The sequence below is a fragment of the Dictyobacter arantiisoli genome, from assembly GCF_008326305.1.
Lineage (GTDB): Bacteria > Chloroflexota > Ktedonobacteria > Ktedonobacterales > Ktedonobacteraceae > Dictyobacter > Dictyobacter arantiisoli.
Window position 1 is genome coordinate 33,676 of sequence record NZ_BIXY01000021.1, and the last position, 26,080, is coordinate 59,755.

At 50.5% G+C, this 26,080-nt stretch carries 23 protein-coding genes and 1 pseudogene; 20 read left to right on the top strand and 4 right to left on the bottom strand.

The window, feature by feature from the left end; all coding sequences use genetic code 11:
* Positions 1 to 68: 68 nt before the first annotated feature.
* The 8 genes and pseudogenes from F1593_RS09320 to ftsZ form a co-directional block, all read left to right on the top strand.
* Positions 69 to 383 (top strand): hypothetical protein, encoded by a 315-nt coding sequence (locus tag F1593_RS09320; RefSeq protein WP_149401287.1) that lies wholly within the window; start codon positions 69 to 71, stop codon positions 381 to 383.
* 104 nt (positions 384 to 487) lie between these two features.
* Positions 488 to 2,215: a putative lipid II flippase FtsW gene (gene ftsW, locus F1593_RS09325; RefSeq protein ID WP_216368828.1), complete on the top strand. Its 1,728-nt coding sequence runs from the start codon at positions 488 to 490 to the stop codon at positions 2,213 to 2,215.
* Positions 2,216 to 2,261: 46 nt separating this feature from the next.
* Complete coding sequence (murG, locus tag F1593_RS09330) at positions 2,262 to 3,419, top strand: undecaprenyldiphospho-muramoylpentapeptide beta-N-acetylglucosaminyltransferase (RefSeq protein ID WP_149401288.1); 1,158 nt, start codon at positions 2,262 to 2,264, stop codon at positions 3,417 to 3,419.
* Entirely contained in the window at positions 3,419 to 4,912 is a 1,494-nt protein-coding gene (murC, locus tag F1593_RS09335; RefSeq protein WP_149401289.1) for a UDP-N-acetylmuramate--L-alanine ligase, read from the top strand. The genes murG and murC overlap by 1 nt, the downstream gene beginning before the upstream one ends.
* Positions 4,902 to 5,921 (top strand): UDP-N-acetylmuramate dehydrogenase, encoded by a 1,020-nt coding sequence (gene murB, locus F1593_RS09340; RefSeq protein WP_172631987.1) that lies wholly within the window; start codon positions 4,902 to 4,904, stop codon positions 5,919 to 5,921. Before murC ends, murB begins: the two co-directional genes overlap by 11 nt.
* A 1-nt stretch (position 5,922) precedes the next feature.
* Positions 5,923 to 7,113: a cell division protein FtsQ/DivIB gene (locus F1593_RS09345; protein WP_149401291.1), complete on the top strand. Its 1,191-nt coding sequence runs from the start codon at positions 5,923 to 5,925 to the stop codon at positions 7,111 to 7,113.
* A gap of 88 nt (positions 7,114 to 7,201) precedes the next feature.
* Positions 7,202 to 8,440 (top strand): cell division protein FtsA, encoded by a 1,239-nt coding sequence (ftsA, locus tag F1593_RS09350; protein ID WP_149401292.1) that lies wholly within the window; start codon positions 7,202 to 7,204, stop codon positions 8,438 to 8,440.
* Positions 8,441 to 8,581: 141 nt separating this feature from the next.
* Positions 8,582 to 9,541: pseudogene (ftsZ, locus tag F1593_RS29805) on the top strand (cell division protein FtsZ); the annotation flags it as partial.
* 712 nt (positions 9,542 to 10,253) lie between these two features.
* On the opposite strand, the gene F1593_RS09360 reads toward ftsZ, so the two are convergent.
* From F1593_RS09360 to F1593_RS09375, 4 genes are all read right to left on the bottom strand, one after another.
* A complete protein-coding gene (locus F1593_RS09360) occupies positions 10,254 to 11,039 on the bottom strand; it encodes a BON domain-containing protein (RefSeq protein ID WP_149401294.1) in 786 nt (261 codons plus the stop codon).
* A gap of 482 nt (positions 11,040 to 11,521) precedes the next feature.
* Positions 11,522 to 12,496, bottom strand: a complete 975-nt coding sequence (locus F1593_RS09365; RefSeq protein ID WP_172631988.1) for a GAF domain-containing protein — start codon at positions 12,494 to 12,496, stop codon at positions 11,522 to 11,524.
* A 362-nt stretch (positions 12,497 to 12,858) separates the two neighbouring features.
* Entirely contained in the window at positions 12,859 to 13,512 is a 654-nt protein-coding gene (locus F1593_RS09370; protein ID WP_149401296.1) for an SCO family protein, read from the bottom strand.
* 18 nt (positions 13,513 to 13,530) lie between these two features.
* Positions 13,531 to 14,445: a heme o synthase gene (locus tag F1593_RS09375; RefSeq protein WP_149401297.1), complete on the bottom strand. Its 915-nt coding sequence runs from the start codon at positions 14,443 to 14,445 to the stop codon at positions 13,531 to 13,533.
* A gap of 586 nt (positions 14,446 to 15,031) precedes the next feature.
* Here F1593_RS09375 and coxB point away from each other — a divergent pair.
* The 12 genes from coxB to F1593_RS09435 all read left to right on the top strand — a co-directional run bounded on the left by coxB (position 15,032) and on the right by F1593_RS09435 (position 26,079).
* Positions 15,032 to 16,174, top strand: a complete 1,143-nt coding sequence (gene coxB, locus F1593_RS09380; protein WP_235932532.1) for a cytochrome c oxidase subunit II — start codon at positions 15,032 to 15,034, stop codon at positions 16,172 to 16,174.
* Positions 16,175 to 16,227: 53 nt separating this feature from the next.
* Positions 16,228 to 17,916 carry a cytochrome c oxidase subunit I gene (gene ctaD, locus F1593_RS09385; RefSeq protein ID WP_149401299.1) on the top strand — a complete coding sequence of 563 codons (1,689 nt, stop codon included), beginning with the start codon at positions 16,228 to 16,230 and terminating at the stop codon, positions 17,914 to 17,916.
* A 48-nt stretch (positions 17,917 to 17,964) separates the two neighbouring features.
* The gene (gene ctaF / locus F1593_RS09390) at positions 17,965 to 18,342 is read left to right on the top strand and encodes an aa3-type cytochrome oxidase subunit IV (RefSeq protein WP_149401300.1); all 378 of its coding nucleotides are present in this window, start codon (positions 17,965 to 17,967) and stop codon (positions 18,340 to 18,342) included.
* 73 nt (positions 18,343 to 18,415) lie between these two features.
* On the top strand, positions 18,416 to 19,036 hold the full coding sequence (locus tag F1593_RS09395; protein ID WP_149401301.1) for a cytochrome c oxidase subunit 3: 621 nt from the start codon (positions 18,416 to 18,418) through the stop codon (positions 19,034 to 19,036).
* 307 nt (positions 19,037 to 19,343) lie between these two features.
* Positions 19,344 to 19,757 (top strand): hypothetical protein, encoded by a 414-nt coding sequence (locus tag F1593_RS09400; protein ID WP_149401302.1) that lies wholly within the window; start codon positions 19,344 to 19,346, stop codon positions 19,755 to 19,757.
* A gap of 179 nt (positions 19,758 to 19,936) precedes the next feature.
* Positions 19,937 to 21,955, top strand: a complete 2,019-nt coding sequence (locus F1593_RS09405; RefSeq protein ID WP_149401303.1) for an ATP-binding response regulator — start codon at positions 19,937 to 19,939, stop codon at positions 21,953 to 21,955.
* 233 nt (positions 21,956 to 22,188) lie between these two features.
* On the top strand, positions 22,189 to 22,809 hold the full coding sequence (locus F1593_RS09410; RefSeq protein WP_149401304.1) for a response regulator: 621 nt from the start codon (positions 22,189 to 22,191) through the stop codon (positions 22,807 to 22,809).
* Positions 22,810 to 22,960: 151 nt separating this feature from the next.
* Positions 22,961 to 23,524, top strand: a complete 564-nt coding sequence (locus tag F1593_RS09415) for a GNAT family N-acetyltransferase (protein WP_149401305.1) — start codon at positions 22,961 to 22,963, stop codon at positions 23,522 to 23,524.
* Between the two features lie 120 nt (positions 23,525 to 23,644).
* Positions 23,645 to 24,259 carry a type 1 glutamine amidotransferase domain-containing protein gene (locus F1593_RS09420; RefSeq protein WP_149401306.1) on the top strand — a complete coding sequence of 205 codons (615 nt, stop codon included), beginning with the start codon at positions 23,645 to 23,647 and terminating at the stop codon, positions 24,257 to 24,259.
* 258 nt (positions 24,260 to 24,517) lie between these two features.
* Positions 24,518 to 25,129 (top strand): TlpA family protein disulfide reductase, encoded by a 612-nt coding sequence (locus tag F1593_RS09425; RefSeq protein WP_149401307.1) that lies wholly within the window; start codon positions 24,518 to 24,520, stop codon positions 25,127 to 25,129.
* Positions 25,130 to 25,142: 13 nt separating this feature from the next.
* The gene (locus F1593_RS09430; RefSeq protein WP_149401308.1) at positions 25,143 to 25,601 is read left to right on the top strand and encodes a hypothetical protein; all 459 of its coding nucleotides are present in this window, start codon (positions 25,143 to 25,145) and stop codon (positions 25,599 to 25,601) included.
* Between the two features lie 13 nt (positions 25,602 to 25,614).
* Positions 25,615 to 26,079 carry a cytochrome c maturation protein CcmE gene (locus F1593_RS09435; RefSeq protein ID WP_172631989.1) on the top strand — a complete coding sequence of 155 codons (465 nt, stop codon included), beginning with the start codon at positions 25,615 to 25,617 and terminating at the stop codon, positions 26,077 to 26,079.
* Position 26,080: the final 1 nt, after the last annotated feature.

Consider the following 26,080-nt stretch of genomic DNA (forward strand, 5'->3'; position numbering starts at 1 on the left):
GTTGTATAACAGTAGTAAAAGTATACGTATCGCTGTGAACAGACGATGTTGTGTTGAGAAGGTGTGAAATGAACGAAAACGAGAAGAGTCCACAGCAAAACCCAAATGTACCATCCTTTCATACGGATGAATTGAGTGCCGCCTGGCAGGAATTATTAGGTTGGCGTGCCTCTAAGGTCATGCCAGAAGGTACCAATAGCGAAGATATGGGTATTCCAACGCTCGAAAGTGACCCCTGGAGTACGTTAATACAAGCGAAGGGCGTTGAGATTGTTGATCTAGACAAAACACACTTGCATCTTAGCGCGCAAGAAGTAGAGCAGATGCTCCGTTTAATGCAAGAGCAATCTACCCAGCAAGGTGACGAGGGTTTATCGTCATAGTAGTGCTAATCAATCTAGGAACCTTACTGAAGTGTAGTGTACTAGAAAATTCGTTCTATGTCAAGGCTGGCGCCATCATGGATGAGAAATAGAGAAAAAGCTTCATGCCACAAAACAAGCTCAATCGAAGAAAGAAAGCGAACGAGAAACAGCGAGAAGGTGGGCAGCGCAGAGATTATGCGCCACGCACCTTCCGTTCTCCTGTGCTTGATGCGAAGGTGGATGAGAAGCGTGGACGGCCCAAACAGGTGAGCCAACATACACTGGCTGTTCGACGCGACAATGCCGCAGGTCAGCGATTGAGGCAGATCAGCTATGCAGCAGAGGAGAAGCTGGATGAGCGTAAGCACCATAAGCGCTTGCCCCTGATGCCGCGTAAGCCATTGGTTGGCAGGCCGAGCAAGCCGCTGCTGGTGACGCCGCAGCAAGCTTCGCGGCTAGACCCTGAGCGTCAGACGGCCGCAGAGGCGCTTGAGACGCCACTGACAGTACCTATGGAGCCAATTGTCTTGAGAGAGCCAGTAGATGTCACTGCCAGCGTGCAGGGACCGTCTGGACGTACCGTGATCCCAAGGCGCACGGCAGATTTGCGGCAAGCACCTAAACGACCGAGCGTGCCTCTGGAAGTGATGAGTAAGGAGGAACAGGAAAAGCTGAGCGAGTTAGAGATGTTCTTGCCACGTATCGCTCATAAGCCTGATCCTATCCTGTTGATGGTTGTGCTTAGCCTGCTCTGTATTGGACTGGTGATGGTCTATAGTGCCAGCTCGTTTGTCGCGGCCCAGTACTATGGGGATGCTTCGTATTTCTTTCAGAAGCAACTGCTGGGAGCCGTCCTGGGTGTGGCTGTCATGCTGGTGACGATGCGGGTAGATTACCGCATCTGGCGGCGTTTCTCTTTGTTGGGATTGGCGATTGGATTACCTTTGCTGGCGGCTGTCCTCTTTATTGGCAGTAGTGCCTATGGAGCATCGCGCTGGCTGGTCCTTGGGTCCTTTTTCTCATTTCAGCCCAGCGAGTTGATTAAACTGGTGCTTGCCCTGTATATTGCGGACTGGTTAGCACGTAAGGGCAATCAAGTGGGAACCTTTCTCTATGGCCTGGCTCCCTTTGTTCTGCTGGTTGGTCTGGTGCTTGGCCTGGTGCTCCTGCAAAAAGATATGGGAACCGCCAGTGTGATTGCTATTTTGACGACGACAATGTTTTTTACGGCTGGAGCCAATATCTTGCAACTCTTACCTGCCCTGGGAGCTGGTTTTTTAATCTTTTTGTCCCAGGCATTTAGAGGATATCGCTATTACCGTTTGATTGGCTTCCTTGATCCGTTTAAGTATACGACCGATATTAATCTACAACTCTATCAGTCATTATTGGCCCTGGGCTCGGGTGGCTGGTTTGGGGTAGCGCTGGGAGCGAGTCGACAGAAGACGGGCTATCTGCCTCTTCCCTATATTGACTCGATTTTTGCTATTATCGGTGAGGAATTGGGCTATGTCGGGTGTATGGTGGTCGTGTTATTGTTTATGCTACTGGCGTTTCGTGGCTTTCGTCTGGCCCGACGCACGCAGGATGTCTACGGAGCCCTGCTGGCGACAGGTATTACAACCTGGATTGTGGTACAGGCCATGATCAATATCGGGGCGACAACTGGTACGATTCCATATACCGGTGTGCCATTACCATTTATTAGTTTTGGCGGCACCTCGTTGGTGATTACGTTGGCAGGGATTGGTGTATTGTTAAATATCTCTCGCTATATTCAAGAGCCCGAGGAACCTGTATTCTCGCGGCGTACTATCGCAAAAAGGTTAAAAAGGAAAGTTGCGGAGTAACGGGGTACACAGATGTGCAGTCGTTGCTCTTCACGGAACAATAGCTATGCGAATTCTTATTTCTGGTGGTGGTACGGGAGGCCATATCTATCCGGCTCTCGCGGTCGCTACACATTTACGAAATACATATAATGCTGATATTCTCTATCTTGGCAGTGATGATGGCCTGGAGCAGCAACTGGTGCCCGCAGCGGGCTTCCGGATGGCAACTATTAAAGCAGGTAAGCTCCAGCGCTATGTCTCTGTGAAGACCTTAAAGGGGATTGCCCGCGTGCCCGTGGGTATGGCGCAAGCCATTGGTATCGTACGCGATTTTCATCCTGCGGTCTCATTTACCAGTGGGGGATATGTCGCGGTACCAGCTGGTCTGGCAGCTCGCTTAAATGGCGTACCACTGCTACTGCACCAGCAGGATGTCCCGCCCAATCTGTCGAATAAATTGATTGCGCCGCTGGCAACCCGCATTTCGATTGCCTTTGCCGCTTCGCAGCACTACTTCCCGGCTCAGAAAACCCTGTTACTGGGAAATCCCATTCGGCAGGAGATTCTGGATATTCGCTCGACCAGCGTGGCCGAGGCTCGCACCCGTCTGGGTTTTGCGCCTGATCTGCCATTGATCCTGGTCACTGGTGGCAGTCAGGGAGCGCGACATTTAAACCAGGTCGTGGCGCATGCATTACCTGAACTCCTGAAGACGTGTCAGGTGTTTCAGATTAGTGGACAGAAGCTGTTTGAAGAGACACGCCAGCTGGCGGAGAGTACGACGCAAGCTTTGGATGAGACGGCAAAGCAGCGCTATCGCCTGGTTCCTTATCTTTCAGATGAGATGCCGCTGGCGTTACAGGCGGCTGAGCTGGTGGTCTGTCGCGCCGGAGCTGCGACGCTGAGCGAACTGGCTGTATTAGGAAAACCCAGTCTGTTAGTACCTTTGCCACCTGCACTTGGTAGCTCACCACAGGAGCGCAATGCTGAAACCTTTCGTCAGGCTCAAGCGGCTCAGGTGGTGCTCAACGACACTTTGAGTCCAGAGGTGTTAAGCGAGCGTGTACAACACATTATAAACTCAGCTAGCTTGCTTGAAATGACGAACGCGTTGCAAGGTTTTGCCAGACCAACGGCAACGCACGATATTGCTGAGGCGGTGGTACGGATGGCAAATGATGCTGCGGCAACAGCATCCACACACAAGGGGATAAACGTTTGATGAAGTCACGCTTGCATTTTATGGGCATTGGAGGCCAGGGCATTTCTTCCGTGGCGCAGATGGCACATGCCTCAGGCGCTATTGTGACGGGATGTGATCAGCGCGCATCGGCTACGGTACGCGCTTTACGCGAAGCAGGGATTGCGATTGAGATCGGCCATAGTAGCGAGCATCTCAAAGACATAGACACGCTGGTTATCAGTCCTGCTGTACCTGCTCTGGACCCTCATAATCCCGAACTGCTGGCTGCTCAGGAGCGTGGCTTGCGCGTTGTCACCTGGCAGGAAATACTGGGCGGATTGATGCAGGATAAATGCGTCCTTTCCGTGAGTGGGGTACATGGCAAAGGGACGACGACCGCGATGCTCTCGCTGATGCTGGTGGATGCCGGTCTGGACCCGACCTGTGAGATTGGTGCGGTTGTTCCTCGTTTTGGCGCGAACTATCGCGTGGGCCAGAGTGCCTACTTTGTCAACGAGGCCGATGAATTCAATCATAATTTCTGGCACTATCATCCACGTTTAGTCATTGTCACCTCAATTGAGTTTGAGCATCCAGAGTTCTTTGCGGATTACGAAGCGTTCCTGTATGCCTTCGAGCATTTCATTCGCGGCATGGATCTGGATGGCGACTGGCCGTTGCCTGCCACGGTCATCCTGAATGCTGACAGCCCTGGCTGTTGGGACTTGCGTGCCCGCCTGCACGATTGGCCGGGACGTATTGTTACCTACTCGCTGGGCGGTGAGATGGCGCAGCAGCATGAGCCAGCCACCTTTGAGGCTTTTGATGTCGTATTGGATGGCCAGACGAGTTTCCGCGTACGCACGCGTGCTGGAAGTGTCTTCCCGGAAGACCTGGTTGTGCGTTTGTCCTTGCCGGGTGGCTATAACATTGAGAACGCGCTGGCCGCGCTATCCGCCGCTCATTTATTGGGCGTGGATGCGACGACGATAGCCAACGCGCTCGCCAGCTTTACCGGTACCAGACGGCGTTTTGAGATTCGCCATCAAGGACCCTTGCGTCTACCTGAGCAGGTAGTGGATGTGACTCTGGTTGATGACTATGCCCATCATCCAACCGCGATTGCGGCCACTCTGGAGGCCACACGCCGTCGCTATCCCGGCCAGCGCATTGTGGCGGTCTATCAGCCACATATGTACAGTCGCACCAAAACATTCTTAGCACAATTCCTCCGCTCATTTGATGCCGCGGATGTGGCAATCATTGCGGATATCTATCCAGCGCGTGAACGGGATACCGGTTTGATTCATGCGCAGGCGGTGGTGGATGGACTGGCTCTGCAACCCCATTTTGCTGCGGGGACAGGACAGGTGTTACACGGTGGCAGTGTAAGTGAGACAACCGGATTGGTAGCCAGAACCTTGCGTTCTGGCGATATCGCCATTGTCATGGGGGCTGGCGATATCTATGTTGTTACAGAAACATTACTGAATAATGCACAACAGGCCCAGGGGAACAATCATGACATTTGATGCTGAGATTGCTTATAACGAACTGCTTGCTCATTTTGGTCGTCACGTACGCCGCGATGAGCCATTAGCCCGTCATTGCACCTTCGGGGTTGGTGGCCCCGCTGATGTATGGGTCTCAGTTGATACGCCAGAGGACCTCGTTGGCCTGGTGACAATTTGCGCGGAACAACGCTGGCCATTGCTGATTACAGGCAATGGAACCAATGTCCTCTATGCGGATGCAGGGGTGCGTGGCGTGGTTGCACGTGTCGCGCTGAACGCTTTTACGATTGAGGATAGAGGAGATGGCACCGCCTTCCTGACAGTTGGCGCTGGTATCAGTTGGCCGCGCATTATCAACGAAATCGCTCCCAAAGGATGGGGAGGATTGGAGTTTGGCCCTGGTATTCCAGGGACGTTGGGTGGTGGTGTGGTGAGCAACGCTGGTGTGCATGGACATGATCTGGGACAGGTACTGGAATGGGTTGAGATTGTCGATGCCCGTCAGTCTGAGGAGCGCCCTGTAGCACCCACGGTGGTGCGCTATCAACATAGCGAGCTAGACCTGAGCTATCGCCATAGCCGTTTCCGTTCGCAACGGCGCGTCCAGTTTGATGAGGAGGGCAATCCTGTTGCCGCTCCACGGCAACTGATCGAGCCAGCGGAGATCGTCATGCAACTGGGTATTCGTCTGACACAAGGCGATCCACAGCAGTTACGTGCCGAGATCGATGAGCACAAGCAATATCGGAAACGTACACAACCACCGCAGCAGAGCGCGGGTTCCATTTTCAAAAATCCGGCAGGTGATTATGCCGGGCGGCTCATCGAGGCGGTAGGATTAAAGGGACAGATCCAGGGGGGGGCACAAATTTCGGAGCGTCATGCCAACTTTATCGTCAATGTAGGTGGAGCACGTGCAGACGATGTCGCAGCTCTGATGAGAGAAGCGCATCAGCGTGTCTATGACCGTTTTGGCATCGATCTAGAGTTGGAGGTCGAGCTGCGCGGGGAGTGGAAGGTATCATGACATGACAGAGAGGAAAAAGCTACCGGGACAACAGGCGAGCCAGAGTCACAGCTATAATAAGCTCAGAAAAGTGTATGATCCCCGTCGGGACGCGGCAGGGAGTGCAGCATCACGTAGCGCTGCGAGATCCCCTCGGGCGTCGCAACGTGTTGTCACGATCCCGAAAGAAGATCCTTCATCGGCATGGCAGACCTTTGAGCAGCGACAGATGCAGTTGCGGAAAGTGCGTTCACGGACGCGACCACCCGTAAAAATGGTGTCTCGTACGTTTGTACAAACAGGGTTGCGTGCTCCGATTGGACGTATTCCTGCGGTACGGCGTCCACTTCCGTATCATAAGTCGTCGATACCTTTGCGAAGACGGCGGAAAGGTCTACGGCGTGGCTTTTTCTGGAAAGTATTGGCCGTGTTATTTGCCCTGATTTGTCTGGTGCTGCTGGCAGATTTTCTGTTAACGGGGAAGATGTTTCGTCTTAAAAGCGTTGATGTGGTTGGTACGACCGATACGACTTTGCTTCAAAGCATTCAGCAGATGCATCTCAAAGGACAGAACATCTTTCTTGTCAACGTGGACGATCTTAAAACGCGGATAGAGTCCTCGCCCCTGGTGGCGTCAGCGGTCATGAGCAAGCAATATCCTGACCAGCTGACCGTCACCATCACGGAGCGCCAGCCGGTTGTGCTCTGGCAAACCGCGCAAGGAACCTATAGCGTCGATGCTCAGGGTAAGGTCATCGCCAGGATTGATAGTGGCTCGACAATGGATGGAGCGCAGCTCGCAACCGTTGTTGATCTCACTCCGAGAGGCCAACAAGCAAATGGGGACGCAAAAACAGAGCTGTTATTGCGGCCCGGAACGTATTTAAAGAATATAGATAGCGTATTTGCAAGCCAGGTTTGGCAGAACGTTCCTAAACTCGCAGGTATCGGTGCTTTCAAACTGTATTACAATGGTACAATGAATGCTAGTACTACCAGACAAACCGGTAGTGTGGCGGATAGTAGGGGATCATATATTATTGAAAGCCCAGAAGGCTGGAAAGCGTATTTGGGTGGGTCGCAGGATGCCAATCCGCTGGCGAATCGTCTCAAGGAATTACATGAGATTGTAAAGCTCGCACACCAAAAGCAAATGAATATAGCTACTATTGACTTACGTTATGGCTTGCGGCCAGTGTTTACATTAAAATAGTAAAGAACGTGAAATTACTTATGTCAGTTGTCAAAAAGTGTCTTTGTAGTGCGTCTCAAGAGTGTACCGCCCAATAGGAGCGTAGATAGTGCAAGAGCGGGTGATCGTTGGTATCGACGTGGGAACAACAAAGATCTGCGTCCTGGTCGGCGAACTTGATCGCGACGGGAAGCTGAATATTGTTGGCGTTGGCACCTGCCCTTCACAGGGGTTGCGCCGTGGGGTGGTGGTAAACATTGAAGAGACCGTCACTTCAATAGCAGCGGCGCTAGATCGTGCTGAACGCTTATCAGGGAAGAAAATTACCTCCGCGTATGTAGGAATTGCGGGCAGCCATATTTCATCGGAGAATAGCAAGGGTTTTGTGGCTATTTCTCCTAAAAATCGGGATATTGAACAGAACGATATTAGTCGTGCGTTCGAGGTCGCCCGTGCAATCGCTATTCCCGCGAACCGTGAACTTATTCATGTGATTCCGCGTGGGTATGTCGTGGATGGACAGGAAGGCATCAAGAATCCGATTGGTATGTCTGGCTTCCGCCTTGAAGTGGAGGCACATATCATCACTGGATCAGTTTCTTCGATGCACAATTTAATTAAATGTGTTCACAAGACACATGTAGAGATTGAAGACCTCGTCCTGGAACCGCTGGCTTCAGGCGATGCTGTCCTGGAAGAGGGCGAGACCGACCTGGGTGTGGTTCTGGTGGATATTGGTGGAGGCACCACCGATGTCGCCGTGTATACCGATGGAGCTATCTGGCATACTGTTGTCTTGCCGGTTGGTGGCAATCTGATTACCAGTGATATTGCTATTGGTTTACGTTTGCCGGTCGGAGTCGCTGAAGAACTCAAAATTACGTATGGACACTGCGATCCGTCAACAATAGATGAAGACGATATGATCGATTTGTCACAGTTTATGCCCGATTGCGATGATCTCGTGCCACGGAAACTGCTGGCTGAAATTATTCAGGCGCGTGTGGAAGAGATTCTGAGTATTGTGCATGAAGAGATTAAGAAGTCTGGCTATGATGGCCTGTTACCCGCCGGGATCGTGATCACGGGTGGGACCGCCGAATTGCCGGGTATCTTAGAGTTGTCTGGCCAGATTCTAGATTTGCCTGCGCGTATTGGTTCTCCACTGGGCCTGCATGGTCTGGCGGATTCAATTAATCGACCAGCCTATTCAACTGCCGTTGGTTTATTGCTCTGGGGCCTGAGTAACACCTCGCTCTTGATGGAAGAAGACGAACCAGTCGATATAGAAAATGAAAATAATCTTGTTTCTCGGTTTGGGCGCTGGCTGAAAGCATTTATTCCTTAAGCACAGGTGCTCATTTATAGGCGGACAAGCGAGTCGAAAGAGAGAAAATTGAAACAAAGCGTTACTCATTCGTTGTACACATCAAAGGTGTCATCTTATAAATGAGAAACTTGAAAGGGGGCCACGAAGAAAATGTTACCAATGGGAAATCATCAACTTGAAGGCTTCGCCCAGATCCGTGTCATCGGTGTCGGGGGAGGTGGCAGTAATGCGGTGAACCGCATGATCCAGGCCAACATGACAGGCATTGAATTCATCGCCATTAATACCGATGCCCAGGCCTTGCTGCTAACAGATGCACCACATCGTCTCCGTATTGGCGATAAGCTGACGCGTGGCCTTGGCGCAGGAGGCAATCCTAGTGTTGGCATGAAGGCCGCAGAAGAAAATGCTGAGGACATCTACGAGGCCCTCAAGGGCTCGGATATGGTCTTTATTACAGCAGGGATGGGTGGTGGCACTGGCACCGGTGCGAGCCCGGTGGTGGCGCAGATTGCTCGTGAGGTAGGAGCGTTGACGGTAGGTGTCGTCACGCGCCCCTTTACCTTCGAAGGAAAAAAACGTTTGCTTTCCGCCGAGGAAGGCATCAATAATCTGAAGCAGCATGTGGATACTCTGATTACTGTGCCCAATGATCGACTGTTGCAAGTGGCGGATAAGCGGACTCCACTCGCCGAAGCGTTCCGTCTGGCTGATGATGTGTTGCGTCAGGGTATTCAGGGTATTAGCGATTTAATTACCGTCCCTGGATTGATCAATCTGGACTTCGCCGATGTGAAGACAATTATGTCGGCTGCGGGTTCGGCATTGATGGCGATTGGTGAGGCGAATGGCGAGAATCGCGCCATGGATGCAGCCCAGATTGCTATTTCCAGTCCTTTGTTGGATATTGATATTAGCGGCGCACGAGGCGTGCTCTTTAATATTACTGGCGGCATGGATATGACCTTATTTGAGGTTAATGAGGCTGCTGATATTATCAGTCAGGCGGCCCATCCAGAGGCGAATATTATCTTTGGTGCAGTACAGGATCCTAACTATGAGGGCAAGGTCAAAATTACGGTGATCGCGACTGGATTTGATCAGGTGCCGAATGCGCGCTCGACCAGTTTTCCTTCGCCACGGCCAGAATATGATCGCAGCCGTTTATATACGATCTCCAATCCAGTGCAGGGAGGAGCGGCCAGTGGTGGTAATGTGCCAGTGCGTGCGGGAAGCTCACAGGGCTATACGCCCCCCGTCACACCATCCCAGGCCAATCATCCGACCGATCCATTGCAGGGCACGCCGCGTAGCCAGCCAGCGGCCTCTGTGTCGCCATCCAGTCCATCCTTGCTACCCTATGGCGCGGACGGTGGTCGTCAGCGGGGCTATACCCCCCCACCAGCATCGATACCCATCATGAGCAATAATCTGGATAGCGATGAAGAGGATGATCTGGATCTAGAGCAGGATATCCCGACACCCGGCATGGATAACAAATTACCGATGCCTGATTTAGAGGATCAGGCGTTGCGTCAGCGACCAGGTCAGGCGAATCAGCAACATCGACATGTACGCCGTATAGATCGAGGAGTGGCCTCTGAATTGTCACGAGGTAATCGCAACACGCCATCGGGTGAAGACATCGACATTCCTGCCTTCCTGCGTAAACGCTAAGCCGATTGGCAATAAAAATATGTAGAGATACTCAAAAATTTTATTGTATATTGCAGAAAAAAAGGCGCGTCAGCGTTTGCCTGAACAAAAAGGAGCTCTCTGCAGCGGGCTGCTAATGCAGTCGCTGCAGAGAGCTCCTTTTTGGTAGATCGGATCAGGCGTTTCTGGTCTTGCCCAGGTTGCCAGGAATGTCTTTATTCAGGCCAATATGGTTGACGACGACGCGTACACCGGGGATACCGACGACCTCGCGCTCCAACGCATATTTCATACTTGAATTGGGGACATCTCCATACAGATGTAAAATATAATTCTCGACCAGAACAGAGATATTTTTTGCACCTTCGAGCTTGCCCTGCGTCTTCAGCTTTTCGATGCGACTGTAAGCACCCTCCAGGATGCTATCTTCGGCAACAACGAAGTTACGTACGCTGGCTACGCCCGGTACTTGACTGACTTCGGCTTCCAGACGTTCACGCTGAACCATGAGCTCAACTTTCCCATACAGGGTGATGACGGCACCTTCTGGCGTCTCGCTCTCAAGTTCCGCTTTAATTGGATGGATACTATAGGCTGTGCTGCCAAAGGTAACCACCCGCTCAACAGCTGCGCGTGCATTGTCCAGTACTTCACTACCAGGCAATATCACAACCGGCCTGGCTGTCGCTACCCCTGCATGAGCACCCATAGGATCTTCCAGTGCCCAACCAAGGATACCGATAAAGACAAAGACGGCTGCCACTAGCGTCAGCCAGGGGGCATCAGGAACAAACAATAGTCCAACCACGGCGACCAGAATGAAGGCGCTTAACAGAAACGGCCACGCACTGGGTCCGGGCATATGGATATGGTGTTCCGCCTCTTCTGCGTCCTGATATGTCTCAAGGGACGAATCAACATCATCCACTGCGAGATTTACTCTTTGAAGAGATGATTCCATACGCTCTCGCTCTCCTCCGCGAATGGTATACAATCAGCGCGGACTGATATATTTTTCGTAATAGTAGTCCTGTACGTCTAAGCATAGCAAATATATATGCTTCGTGCAACCTGACGGAAGCTACCCCTTCGCTGCCTTGAAGGGCTTGCCATCCCATATTTCTCTATGAGAGTGTCAGCCCCCCAATACCAGCGGGATCTTGCTGCTCACCTGCTGGCAGGCGCGAAAACTCATGCACAGAGACCGTGGAGACCACGGGAGGCTGACACACTCTATGAATGTGTCAGCCTCCCAGTACCATCGGGATCTTGCTGCTCACTTGCTAGCAGGCGCTTGCGCGCCTGCTACCTTTTTAGTATGTGGTGGAGAAAAAGTTCTTAGAACTTTTTCTCCACCACATACTAAAAAGATGTTTGAGCACCGCAGGTGCGAAAACTCATGCACAGAGATTATGGAGAGCATGGGTGTTTGCCACACTCTATTTAAGAGGGTGGCAAACATAACAACTCTTCTTCGAGATCCTGCCAGATCAGTAATTCGGCTTGCGCATGGGGCAAAGGGGAATGCTCATGCATCAATTGCATGTGAATCATGCGTTGCTTAAATTGTGTTATGAAAGACAATTGTTGGGGACGTGGAGGCATTACGCCTAGTGCGAGATCGGAGAGTGCGAAAAATTGGGCGGCATCGAAAGCCAGAGTCAGCAAATATACGTATTTCTGCAAAATATCGAGATGCGCCTGTGTAAAAAGGCGTGCCTGCGTGCTGGCCAGGCAAAATACTCCGACTGTCTGGTCGGCCAGTAAAATAGGATAAGCAACCGAACTTTCCTCTACCTCCCAGGCGTGCAATGGAAAGAGGCGCTCTTTCTCAGCTCTGCTCTGTATGACAATAGGATGAAGCGTGTTTAATGCGTGTCCAGCCTGCGATTCCGCGCCAAAAAACTGGGTATGATTCTCTATCAGATTTCCTCCCAGTACATGTGTCCCACGCCCGATGGTCTGGCGCAGGCTGCGCACATATCTCCCTTCTCGGGGTGGCATGCATTGGGCAACCAGAGTGATCATTCCTTTCTCGTGTGGATCGAGATGTTTCAGGATCTGCTGTAGGATGAGCGCACAGATGTTGCGTGTGCGTACATGGCTAGGATTAGATGTATAGGAGTTGAGCACATGAGCGTAGAAGGTGGCTGAGACATCGATAAGCTCCTCTTTCTGCTGTAAGGTATGAAAGGCATTGGGATATTCTTTTATAATCAGCGCTTTGAGGGCTTCGCGTTGGAGTGGTAGCACCTCTACCAGCCGTCTGAGGCTATCGGGACGTGGATTTGACTTGTTCGTTGTCCAGCGGATCAGTGTCACAGGATTGATGCCGATTGCATCAGCAATGCGTTGGCGTTCGTGTGGATCGACGATAAGAGTGCCCAGGAATACACGCCATGTTAAATCTTCATTCATTGTAACAGTCACCATTTATTATTCATACATAGATAGATTAGTATAATATGATTTATTTTGAGGCTCTTTGCTTTAAATGCCTTAAATGAAAGATAACTCTAGTATAGAATAACCTATCAGATAAGTTCAGTCAATCGCGTAAGCAGAGATTGTAAGCTTTTTTATAAGATTTTAATAATCAGCAAAAAAGGATAAGGTTTACCAAAAAACCTTATCCTTTTGGATGTCAAACTGCCAGAATGTGTCAGACTCTCATCTCCATCGGGGCCCTGGTGTTCACCTGTAGGTAGGCGTTGACGCGCCTGCACCCTTTTTATTGTATGGTATCTGACATGGTATCAGGGTAATAAGCTAGCTGGCTTTTATTTTTCTTGTAGTAATTGTTTCAGGTTAGCGGCCATCTGTGCTGGTTGAAAGTCGTCGCCCATATAGACGCGTTCGCGTCCCTGTTTATCGATCAGATAGAGTGCGGTCGTATGGTTAATACTCTGCTTGAACGATTGGGCGTTGATGCTATATTTGCTCCAGATTGGTGAAAGTTCTTGCTGGGTTCCTGTCAAGAAGTGCCAGGAATTCTGCATATTATGTTCGGTTGAAAATTGCAGTGCCGCCTGCGTGGTATCTCCTTTAGGATCAGTACTGACCGCCAGGATACCTACTTTGCTGGCATCGGAGCCCATTTGTAACAGGGCCGTGTGCAGATGCTCCGCCGTTAGTGGGCAGACATCAGGACAGTGCGTGTAGAGAAAGGTCACCACCAGCGGTTTGCCGTGGAATTGCGCGAGCGAAACCGTTTTGCCGTATTGATCGGTGAGCTGGAAGCCAGGTGCCGGTGTGCCACCGAGATCCGTCCCCTGCAATTGCAATGTGGACGTTGTGCTGGTCGTTGCACCACCACTTTGAGCCGGTACGTTTGTGCGCTGGTGTTGAATCAGTGCTACCACGATCACGACAACGATGGCGAGTGTTATTACTGATAGGCGCGAAGCAAGCCGCCAGTTCATACGTATACTCATAGTTTTAGATCTCGCTAGCTAGAAAAGCACTCGGTCTACCACCATTATCGCGAAGATCGCAGCCAGATAGCAGTTGGAGTACCAGAAAATAGTGCGTGCCCATTTGTGCTGTTTGTCTATCAACAGGCGAACCGACATATAAATCAGAATGCTGTCCATAATGACGACACTGACCAGATACAGATAGCTCATGGTATGCATAAGGAAAGGCATCAGTGTCACGGCTCCCAGCAAGAGCGAATAGAAGAAGATCTGGCGTCGTGTTTCGGCCTCGCCAAACATCACCGGCATCATCGGCACATTTACCTTGGCATAGTCTTTTTGAATGAGTAATGCGAGTGCCCAGAAGTGTGGCGGGGTCCAATAAAAGACGATCGCGGTCAGCCAGATCGCATCCAGTGAAATATAATTGGTCGCGGCAGTCCAGCCGATCAGAACCGGAAGTGCGCCCGGCAGGCCACCGATCACAATATTCTGAGCGGTTGTGCGTTTGAGCCCCATCGTATAGATCACAACATAAAACAGGATCGCGCCCAATCCCAGGGCCGCACTCAACAGATTGACAAAGAATCCGAAGACGAGGCAGGATAAGACACCCATGACGAGGCCAAAGATCAGGGCCTGACGGGGCTGCACTTTACCAGCAGGTAAAGAGCGGCGCTGCGTACGTCCCATAATCTGGTCGATGTCGCGGTCAATATAGCAATTAATCGAATTCGCGCTTCCTGCCGCCAACGTTCCACCGAGCAGCGTTGCCAGCACCAATCCTAGATTGGGTAGACCCCGATCTGCGATGGCCATGGTTGCGAGAGTTGTCCCCAGTAACAACACAGTTACGTGTGGTTTCATCAGATTGATATAGGCGGAAAGTGTCTGACGCCAGGCACTCTCTTGCTTTGGTTCTTCAATCTCGGTATGGCTTAACACCTTCATGTACAGGCTCCCTTTTCGTCTATAGAGTTTGACGTCTCCTATTTTCGGCGTCGTTCCTGATACTGCCCTTGCAGTAGCTTTCTCTTACCTTACAATTGCCTGAACGTTTGTAATTGATTGGATCGAAAGAAAAAGCTCCTGGTAGAGAAATTTCCCTTGTCGCTCTTTCCTTCCCTTGCTATAGTATGTAAAAGGATTTGTGGAGCGGTCAGCAATGATGTGAACTGATGTCGAACTCAACTTTTGGATGATCCCATAACAGTAGGAACCAATCCTTATTCCGGGAACTGCAATTCTTGTTGTCTGTTAGAATTATCTGCCAAAATTCTAGAGATACTGTTCACATGCTCTTTTTTGCTGGTATGCTTTTGCCTGGCACAACCAATTGATCAGCCTGCTACTCCCGAATACTGAGGAGAAGGCGCTTCTTCGTTCAGGCTCTTGTAAGGTTCCTTTTTTAAATTGCAAGTTCCATGTCAGGCTCTATAGCTACATTACAGCGTATAGTGGAACAATGTCGCCAAAATGAGAGACATCATCGTCCATCATCAAAGAATTGTTTTTTAGGAGAGATTTAGACGTGAGGATGCCGGTATTTCGTAGGAAAAAGCACTGGTTAGCTGCGCTGACCGGAGTGCTTTTATCCTCTATTCTATTAGCCGCATGCGGCGAAAACTCACCTTCTATCTTGAACGTCGCGGGACCAGTGGCAGAGAGCGAGAGTAGCCTGTTCTGGTTGATTCTTTATCTTGCTCTAGCCATTTTCATCCTGGTAGAAGGTGTATTGATCTACTCCATTTTCAAGTATCGTGAACGTCCTGGAACTCCAAACCCATACCAGAACCACGGTAACATGTTATTGGAGCTTGTCTGGACCGTTATTCCAACGGTGGTCCTATTTGTGATCTTATTCTTCACTATTCGCGGCCTATTGCAAGTCGCGCCGGAGGCTGAACCAGCCGCCTCAGCATCACAGCCGAAAATCGAAGTGACTGCTGTTGGTCACCAGTGGTACTGGGAATTCTATTATCCAAAGTACAATGTGACCACTGCCGATACTCTGGAAGTGCCGGTGGGTACGACTGTGCACGTCAAACTATTCTCAAATAATGTCATCCACAGCTTCTGGGTCCCTTCCTTAACAGGTAAGACCGACGTTGTGCCGGGCCACGACAATACCAAATGGTTTGTGGCACAAAAGACCGGGTTATTCACAGGTATCTGCGCCGAGTATTGTGGTACACAGCACGCCAACATGCGTTTCAATGTCAACGTAGTGGACAACAGCAGCTTCATGACCTGGATTTCGGGTCAGCAACAGGCTGCCGCTGCTCCAACAGACGCACTGGCACAAAAGGGTGAAGCATTATTCAAAAATCAGTGTGCCTCCTGTCATGGTATTGTCGGCGTAAATGTGACGCAGTTCTACAATACAGCCCAGGAATGTACCGATCTGCCAGGTGGTAAAGCCAACGGCACGCCACAGTGTTTGATTGGACCAAATCTGACGCACTTCGGTAGCCGCTCTCTGATTGCTGGTGGTGTATTGGATAACAATACCAAAGATAATAATTGCGATCCAAATAATCCGAACCTGATGCAATCCTGTAATCTCGCGAAATGGCTGAAAGATCCTCAGGCGGTCAAACCTGGGAACGATATGGCTATTGGCGCACTCAGTAATGCCGAGATTCAGCAATTGATTGCATACCTTGAAGGGTTGAAATAATCTGCCTTGCCCTGTGACCCTTTGTTTAGGGCTAGACTCTGGAGGATTTACGCATGGCAACTAGCACGATCGGTGAGCGCGCTACAACCATAGATGTTCGCCGAAAGCGTTTTAGTGAAACCTATATCGGTGAGTGGATTACAACGACCGATCATAAGCAACTCGGTCTGATGTATCTGATCACAGGTTTCTTTTTCTTTGTTGTGGGTGGCATGGAGGCTCTCCTGATCCGCACCCAGCTGGCCTTGCCAAATGGTAAAGTATTAGATCCTGATACCTATAATCAGATCTTTACCATGCATGGCACGACCATGATCTTCTTGTTCGTGATACCAGTGCTCTCGGGTTTTGGTAACTATATCGTGCCGCTGATGATTGGTGCACGCGATATGGCCTATCCCCGTATGAATGCCTTTGGCTTCTGGCTCCTACTCTTTGGTGGTATCTTCATGCAGTCCAGCTTCCTGTTTGGTCAGGCACCAAACGGCGGCTGGTTTATGTATGCGCCATTGAGTGAGCTGGCGGCTGGACATGCCTTCCAGGCGACTCCGCACATGAATGCGGACTTCTGGCTGCTGGGTACCACCTTACTGGGTATCTCGTCGATCACCGGTTCTTTGAACTTTGTTGTCACGGTCTTCAAATTGCGCGCTCCTGGCATGAGCATTAACCGCATGCCGCTGTTCACATGGATGATCCTGGTGATGTCCTTCCTGTTGCTGTTCGCGTTGCCAAGCCTGACCGTTGCCAGCGTCTTGTTGCTGCTGGACCGTCACATGGGTGCGCATTTCTATCAGTATGGCAGTGGTGGTGATCCACTTCTCTGGCAACACCTGTTCTGGTCCTTCGGACATCCCGAAGTATACATCCTGATTCTCCCGGCCTTTGGTATTGTCTCTGAGATTCTGCCGGTCTTCTCGCGTAAACCGATCTTTGGCTATACCTTTATCGCCTGGTCCGGTGTTGCGATTGGCTTCTTGAGCTTTACCGTCTGGGCCCACCATATGTTCGCAGTTGGTCTGCCATCGATTGCGCAAGCCTTCTTTGCGACCAGCACGACCCTGATCGCCATTCCAACGGCTGTCAAAATCTTCAACTGGCTGGCGACGATCTGGGGTGGTAAGATTCGCTTTAACGCGCCGATGCTCTTCGCATTGGGCTTTATCGCGATGTTCCTGATTGGTGGTCTGAACGGCGCTGCCCTGGCGGTCGTGCCTTTTGACTACCAGATCACAGACAGCTACTTCGTCGTGGCGCATATCCACTATGTGCTCTTCGGTGGTACTGCGCTGGCCGTGTTCGCGGGCATCTACTACTGGTTCCCGAAATTCACCGGCAAGTTGATGGATGACCGTCTGGCAAAGTGGCACTTCTGGGTCACCTTTATTGGTCTGAACCTGACCTTCTTCCCAATGCACCTCATGGGTATTCTGGGCATGCCTCGGCGCGTCTATACCTATCCAGCCAATCTGGGTTGGAATGATTTGAATGCCATGGCTTCGGTTGGTGCCTTCATCATTGGTGTAGGCGTAATCCTGTTCATGATCAACATTATCAAGAGCCTGAAGGCCGGGCAGGCCGCTGGCGATGATCCCTGGGATGCCTATACGCTGGAATGGGATACCACATCTCCTCCGAAAAAATATAACTTCCTGGAGATTCCGGTGGTGCGTAGCCGCCGTCCCTTCTATGACAAGAAGTATCCTGATATTGCTGACTGGAAAAACGTCATTAAGCACTAATCGTATACCCATACTCCACAGCGTTGGAACAAGACAAGTAGAGGTTATATGGTGTCTCAAGAACAAAAAGATCATGTAGAGCAACAAGTAGTAGATGAGCAGGAGGAGGACGCAGGCGTCTCTTCTCCTGACACCACCCCGACCCCCGACTCTGCATTATCTGATGATAAGCAGGAGTCACAGCCGGAGGCCGCGACAACGGGGGGGCAGCAACAAGCAGTCCGTACAGGCAAGCGTCGGGGACGAGCCAGAGGACGTCTGGTCAATGCCGAAGAGGTGATGCCAAAGCCAAGCCTCTGGCCGCTGGCCGTGGCTTTCTCTATCGCGTTCGTGCTGTTTGGTGTGATTGCCGGTCTTGTTGTCCTTGTGATCGGTGTCATACTCCTTGTTGCATCGATTGTGGGTTGGATACTGGAGCGTCGATAAGAGAGAGCCTGTGTTTGCTACTTTGGTAGCGGACACAGGTGATTATTCTCGCGTAGTTAAGGGAGTGACTTGTATGAGTGTTGCTCATGGCGAGCAAGTACGAGTGTTGGAAGAAGAGCACGGCCAGGTAGGTGAACGGAGCCTCAACTGGTGGGGCATGGTCTTTTTCATCGCCTCTGAGGCTCTGATCTTCGCCAACCTGATTGCTGCTTACCTCTATCTAGAGATTCGTAACAACAACGATATCTGGCAATTGCCGCATAGCAATCTGTTTTTGCCTCTGCTCAATACCGCTATCCTGCTTGGTAGTAGCGTTTCAGTGCATTTTGCAGGCACTGGTATTCGCAAAGGCAATGTAAGGCAGCTAATCATTGGTTTAAGTGTCACCATTTTCCTGGGTGCCTGTTTCTTGGTTGGTCTGGCCTATGAATGGACCTCATTGATTGCTGACGAGCATTTCAGTATCTCCAGCAGCATTTTTGGTTCAGCCTTTTTCACGCTGACAGGCTTTCACGGTCTGCACGTCACCATCGGTGCGATCTTCCTGGCCGTCTGTCTGGTGCGTGCCACGAAGGGCCATTTTAGCAAGCAGCAGCATTTCGCTGTCCAGGCGGCTGAAATGTACTGGCACTTTGTGGACGTGGTCTGGCTGTTCGTCGTAACATTGGTCTACTTTGTACCGCTGTTCCGCTAAGTAGTCTGACGCAATTTTCTGGTGACCTGATATTTTATATGAGATGTCAGGTCACTTTATTATTTTAAAGGACAGGTGGTTTTTCAGGTAGTCACGAGCGCAAATCTTCAATCAGTTGTTGTACGTGGATAAGATATAAAGAGTTATCTCACCAGCACTCGACGTTTGGTTCTATTGAAAGGCTTATTTTCATTTTACTCACAGTGTATGTGGTTTGCTTCTTATTTACCATCGATACGGGTAAAAATATGTTACAATTGAAAGTAAAAGCTGATGATACCAGGGGTAGAGAAGAAAGGGTAGTAGCATGAAAGATGCGATGCGCAGTGGCGCGCCTGGCGTTGCTGTTCCACCCCATGATACGCGTAAGCGACAGAGCCGTTTGCCCGTATATTGTTCTATTTGTACAAATCGTATCTGGTCCGAGCCAATGAATATTGTAGAGCCAGATGGCGTGCCAGAACCACGCCTTTCATGGACATTATGTAAAGCCTGTTATCAGGCCCTGGTGGTTGAGATGAGTCGCTCACCACTACAATCTCCCCTGCGGCTACGTATCGCGATGGGATTAGTGGCGGCGGAGCGCTGGCCGCATGCGTATTCTACCCGTGTGCGCGAATATGTAAGTGATCGACGCTGGATCATTTTTATGGCTGCGGCTTTTATTATTGCAATGCTCGTTCACCTGATGCTTATCGTGATGATCGCGGGCATCAAATAATTGTTCACCCTCTTCAGGACTCTTTAAGAAGTAGGTAGACGGTCTTGTGCTGGGCCATGAAACAGGTTGGCAAGCTCTTTTTCCGCTTTTCTTGTTGAGCTGGGTGTGGTTGACTCTTTTTGCTAAAATATGAGTAGCCAGGTACAGATCATTATCGGGCGGGAAAGGGTTGTTTTTGTATGTCCTCCTCCATTGAAAAAAAACACAGCAAAACCACCGGTGGATTGTGGATTGCGGAGAATGCTGCGCCAGTAACCCCACATCCAGGTAGACCTACAGAACCTATCCCCGCAGGTTTTACGCGTGAGTATCAGGTTCTCGCAGAAATGTGCGCCAGCATGAGTAGTGGCTTTATGCTCCTTAATCAGCATGGCCGCGTAACCTATTCGAATGAAAGTGCTTTGCGCCTGTTGCGTGTTGATGTACGGGATCGTTCCGCGTTTCAGGAATTTGATGTCCAGGAGCATTTGCTGGCTCTGTCAACCGATCCACAACATGCCAGAGCAGATCTGGAACAACTCTGGCAGCATCAGGATCAGGAGCGGTCAACTGATCTCTCATTGATTGATGCTGCCGCCAACTGGTTACGTGTACGCAGTTTTCCTGTCCATGATGAGCAGGGTCGCAGCCTGGGTCGTGGTGTGTTGCTTGATGATATTACTCTGGAACGTTCCGCGGCCGCATCCCGGACCGAGACGTTGATGATGGCGGCGCATGAGTTTAAAACGCCACTGGCTATTATTAAGGGTTGTGCGACCACCCTGCTGGGTGGCTCCGCGCGCTGGGACCCCTCCATGCAGCGCGAGATGTTACAGATGATCGATGCACAGTCTGATCGCTTGTATGATGTCTTAAATACGCTGCTAGATGTCTGGCGCTTTGATGCGGGCACTCAACCGCTGCATCTTGCTCAGGTCCAGCTCTCCGAACTTATCTTACAATTGATTACACGCTGGCAGAAGCAGTCTCCTGAGCATCGCTTTGTCCTGGATCTGCCCGATGATGTGCCTACGGTAACCTGTGATGCGTTGCGTATCGAGCAAACCCTGAATCACTTGCTGAATAACGCGGTGAAAAATTCGCATGCCGGACAAATTGTGCGGACAATGCTTGATTTTACGGCTGGCGAGTTGCGGGTGAGCGTGAGCGATGAGGGTATCGGCATCGCGTCAGAACATCTGGAGCGTATCTTTGATCGCTTTTATCGCATTGAGCAGGCCAGTAAAGCCCACAATGAACACGAGGATGCCGCTCTGTCGGATGAGCCGGGGGGAAGTGGGTTGGGACTCTCAGCGGCACGCGCGACTATTGAAGCACATCGAGGGCGCATCTGGGCTGAGTCGGCAGGACCGGGCAAGGGCGCTACCTTTTTCTTCACCTTACCATTAAACGCCAGCCGTTACGCTCCTATAGAGACTTTGACTGCGCTTGAGGAGCCGGAAACGAGTAGTGGAGTGACCGGACCGTTGCGCAAAACGCGCACGTCGTCTCTGGATCAGGGCCGCCATGTGCGTGTCCTGCTGGCGGAGAATGATGCTCGCCTGGCACGCTATATTCGTGCCAATTTAGAAGAGCAGCAATATCGGGTACGGGTCGTCACCCATGGTATTCAATTCTTACGTCAGTTGGATTTGGAAGAGACGGATGTGATTTTGCTCTCTACCCAGCTTGCGGATATGAGTGGTGCAGAGTTGCTCAAGCGCTTGCGTGAATTCTCCCATGCGCCAGTAATCATGCTCTGTGATGCCTGTGATGAGGATGAGCGGGTGCAGATGTTTGAACTGGGTAGCGATGATCTGGTTGTCAAACCTTTTGGGATGCGTGAGTTGTTGGCACGCGTACGTGCCCTCTTGCGTCGTCAGGGACCACCAGCCGAGCAGAAGCAACAACCGTCAATTTTCACAACTGGCGAGCTGACCATCGACTATGCGCAGCATCAGGTGACGGTGCGTGGACAGGCTGTTCAGTTGAGCCGTACCGAGTATAAACTGCTCAGCACTCTGGCGCAGAATGTTGGCCTGGTCGTGACGCATGAGTTATTGCTGGAAAAGGTCTGGGGGCCGGAATACAATCGCGATATTGACTTTATCTGGGTCTATATCAGTCGCCTGCGCCGTAAAATCGAGGCGAACTCGCGCCATCCTGAATATATCCTTACCGTACCGGATGTAGGCTATAAATTAGCCAGGCATGCATAAGTCATAGCCAGGAAAACATACTATTTTTGAACCCGTCTCCATATAATATGGGGGCGGGTTTTTGTTTTCAATACGTTATAATTGTGGGGGGAATGAGATTAAACTCATAAATGTTCAGGTCACTGTAAGGGGATTTCGCTAGCTGTCAAAGATTCTGTAATGTGGGCCTCGTATGCTTACTATGAATACGATACTATTTAGCTATTTTTACTGGTAGCGATAGAGGTGCATATATGTCGCAAGGGCTACAGCCATCAGTTTCGACGGTCCTGTTATTGGAGACTGATCCTTCCATTCGGCGTATGATTACGCTTGGTCTACGCCATCGTGGACTCCATGTGATCGAGTCCATTTCATTGTCAACTCTTTCTGCTCGTGATGTGCAAAAATTGGATTTACTGATTGTAGATGTTGATGATGGAATTCGTTGTGACCGGGCTATGCTTGAAGCCGCTCAGGCACATCCGCAATTGTCAGCCTTACCTACGGTCGTGCTGTCCTGGGAGCCTCTGATAGAACAGAAGGATCAGCAGGTGGCTGTGACCAAGCCCTTTGACGCACGCGCTTTGCACGCCGGGATTGACCAATTGCTGCTGGCGCGTAGTGCCGCACAGATCCAGCAACTACAACAGGCCGAGGCTCTCCTTCTGGCGTCCTATGCTAAACATACTGCTCCCAGCATCTGGCCTGCCATCACTGCTGCGGGTGTGCTACTGGTTGTGATTGGTTTATTGTTACAATTTGCGATCACCATTATTGGCCTGCTCGTGATTGTCTGTGGATTGCTGTTATGGACTATTGGCTCCCATACATCAGTTGAGAAGCCTGAATTGTCTCTCACTGTGGGTAAATGACTGCGATTTCCTCTTTTTGATTGAAATACTCTTTCATCGCTTGTAAGCTGAGTATGATCAAAAGTGGTTGCCAGTTCTTTCCTTTATGCGCTATCCTTTCCTCTGAGAATGTTTATTGCGGCATTGGAAAGCACAAAGGAAAGAGAGATTTATGTATATTCGACCAGCCAGAAAAACAGATGCTCAGGATGCATTACCCTTGATCTATCAGGTGATCAGTGGATTTAGTGGTACCTTGCTGGGCTCCAGGACTGAGCAGGAATTTCATGAGGTCATCGCAGATTTTTTTCAGGCCGAAAATAACCGCTTCAGTTATCAAAATTATCTCGTGGCGGAAGTTGGGCAGCGTGTCGCTGGCCTGTTACTGCTGTATCATGGTCGCGATGCCGAGGTATTAGATCGTCCTATATTAGAGCACGCCCGTCGGGTTAAAAACAATCCTACCTTCAGATTGGACAAAGAGGCGGATGAAGATGAATGGTATATCGATACGCTTTCTGTCTCTCCTGACTATGCCGGGCAGGGTATTGGCACTGCCTTGATGAAGGCGGCTGAGGAACAGGTGCGCCAGAGACAGGATCGCAAGCTAGCGCTGCTTGTAGAAGAAGAGAACACGCGCGCTCATCGCTTATATCAGCACCTGGGCTATAAAGAAGATAAAAAGACCATGCTCTATGGTATCTCATTGTTGCATATGGTGAAATTTCTGGCCTGATCATCCTAACATCTGATCCTTTTTTTCTACATATTGTTGAGACACTATTCCCGTCTTTGTTCCGTATACTACATGTCTCTGGTTCTAAAAATCGTTTTGTAGAAGCAGGAAGGTGGAGTTATGCAAACCAATAGTAAAATATTAGATGGTGTACGTGTCGCAATCCTGGTTACGGATGATTTCGAGCAGGCTGAGCTGGCGGAACCGAAAAAGGCACTTGAACGCTGTGGAGCAACCACTAAAATTATCGCTCCTAAAGCTGGTCAGGTACAGGGACTCAATCACGATGAGAAGGCGGATGCATTCCCCGTTGATTTGACGCTTGATCAGGCTAATGTGAATGATTTTGATGCTGTGCTGCTACCGGGTGGCGCTGTGAATGCGGATGCTTTACGCATGGAGCAGAAGGCTCGTACTTTTGTGCAGCAGGTGAACCAGAGTGGACGACCCATGGCTGTGATCTGTCATGCTCCATGGCTGTTGGTTTCTTCTGGACTCGTCAAGGGACGGACATTAACGAGCTACTTTACCATTCAGGACGATATTCGCAATGCAGGTGGTAACTGGGTTGATCAGCAAGTTGTGCGTGACCATAATCTGGTGACCAGTCGTAGCCCTCAGGATTTGCCAGCGTTTAATTCAGCGATAGTTTCATTGATTGCTGAATATAAGGACAAGGGCCCTCTCCTGCCACGTGGCAGTAACCAGAGCCCCCAGGATGTGATCTCTGCCTAGCCTCACATGCGCGAGCGATAGCAGAGAACCTTAGTCGTACGCACACCTTGCCTCACGGCTCTCTATGTTGGCTCTGCTGGATGATACCGCAGATGAAAAAAGAACCTTAGCACGTTGTAGTGCAGCGTGGAGGTTCTTTTTTGTGCGTAAAAAATGTTCAGGACATTGTAAGGTGAGAGGGAAAGCCTGCAAGTTGGCTATCAGGCTCAAGCACCATAATCGTGGTGATGTTCTTTAGTTTGTGAGAATTGTGCTGTTATGGAAATAAATGATTCGCTGACCAGAAGATCCCGCAAGCGTAATATTATCGTCTTTATTGTGACGAATGTGTTGATCGTTGGCCTGCTGGTGCTATTATGGACTCAACTTATGACTCCTAAAGTGGGTCTGACCCATTCACCGGATGAAAGTCTGGTGACAGTCGGAGATCTGCCCAGCCCACTTCTGGGCAAGCCCGCCCCTGGCTTTGCTTTGCCTTTGTTGCAGGGGAATGGTCAGAAAGTGAGTCTCTCTGATTTTAAAGGCAAGCCGGTGCTCATTAATTTCTGGGCGTCGTGGTGCGATCCCTGTAATCTTGAGGCTCCTTTTTTGCAGAACAAGTGGCCGGGATTGCAGTCCAAAGGCATTGTGATGCTGGGTATTGATGGCGGTGAGATGGCCAGTGCCGGTCAGGCATTTTTGAAAAAGTATAACATTAGCTATACCAATGTCGCTGATACTATCGGGGGCAATACAAGTCTGGCCTATGGTGTTTCCCAGATGCCGGAGACGTTTTTTATTAATGCGGATGGCAAGGTTGTGGCGCGCTGGGCCGGGCCACTGGATGATACAAATCTGCAAAAAGAATTAGCCAAACTGCATATGAATTGAGGCGAGCATCGCTATGTGGGAAATTCGCTGGATCGTTCGTCTTATCCATATTCTGGCCGCGAGTGTCTGGGTGGGTGGCAGTTTTATGTATCTGGCGGTGGTGATGCCAGCTCTGCGCCTGGGTGGACCCGCGCCAGCCGTGGCGGCGAAAGTGGCTGAACTCTTTAAGAAGATGGTCAATATATGCGTCGGGCTGTTATTATTCAGTGGTGCTTACCTGACGGTGGATCGTCTGACACAGACGCAATTGGGTTTGAGCTATATCGTCGTCCTTGTGCTGAAAATAATTGGTGCTCTCGGCTTATTTGTCCTGGCCGTCTATCTCAGTCAGAGTAATATTCGGCGTTTGGCGAAGCGCAAGACGCGTCTCTCGCAGGCCTCTCCCCAACTGATGTTAGCCCTGGGCATTCTGGTATTTATATTTGGTGCATTGCTCAACGCTTTGTTTGAGAACACCCTTGCGCCACATTGATGGAGGTCGTATTGTGCAGCCTGCTTTAGACGTTTTGGATGCTTCCAGAGAGGGGTTGAAGAGAACAGCACCGCCGCGCAAGCGTGTCCCGTTCAGCTTTATCCTGGCCGGAATCGCTATCCTGGGTGCCATTATCTATCTTGTCTATGCCAATACCCAGGCCAGCGCGGTCTATTATTTGACGGTGCCAGAGCTGAAGCATTGTACCGATTGTGTTGCGCGCTCGGTGCGTGTGGCGGGTGTGGTACAGAACAACTCGGTGAAGCATACCAGTCAGGATCAGAGCATCTCGTTTACGATTACGGATAGCAATCAGACCTTGCCGGTCACTTACAGTGGAGTTGTGCCAGACATTTTTCGTGCTGGCGTTCAGGTCGTCGTGGAGGGTCACTATACTGGCAGTGGTGCGTTCCATGCTCAAACATTGTTAGCGAAGTGTCCATCGAAATTTCAGTCTGCGACTCCTACCGCAAATTAAG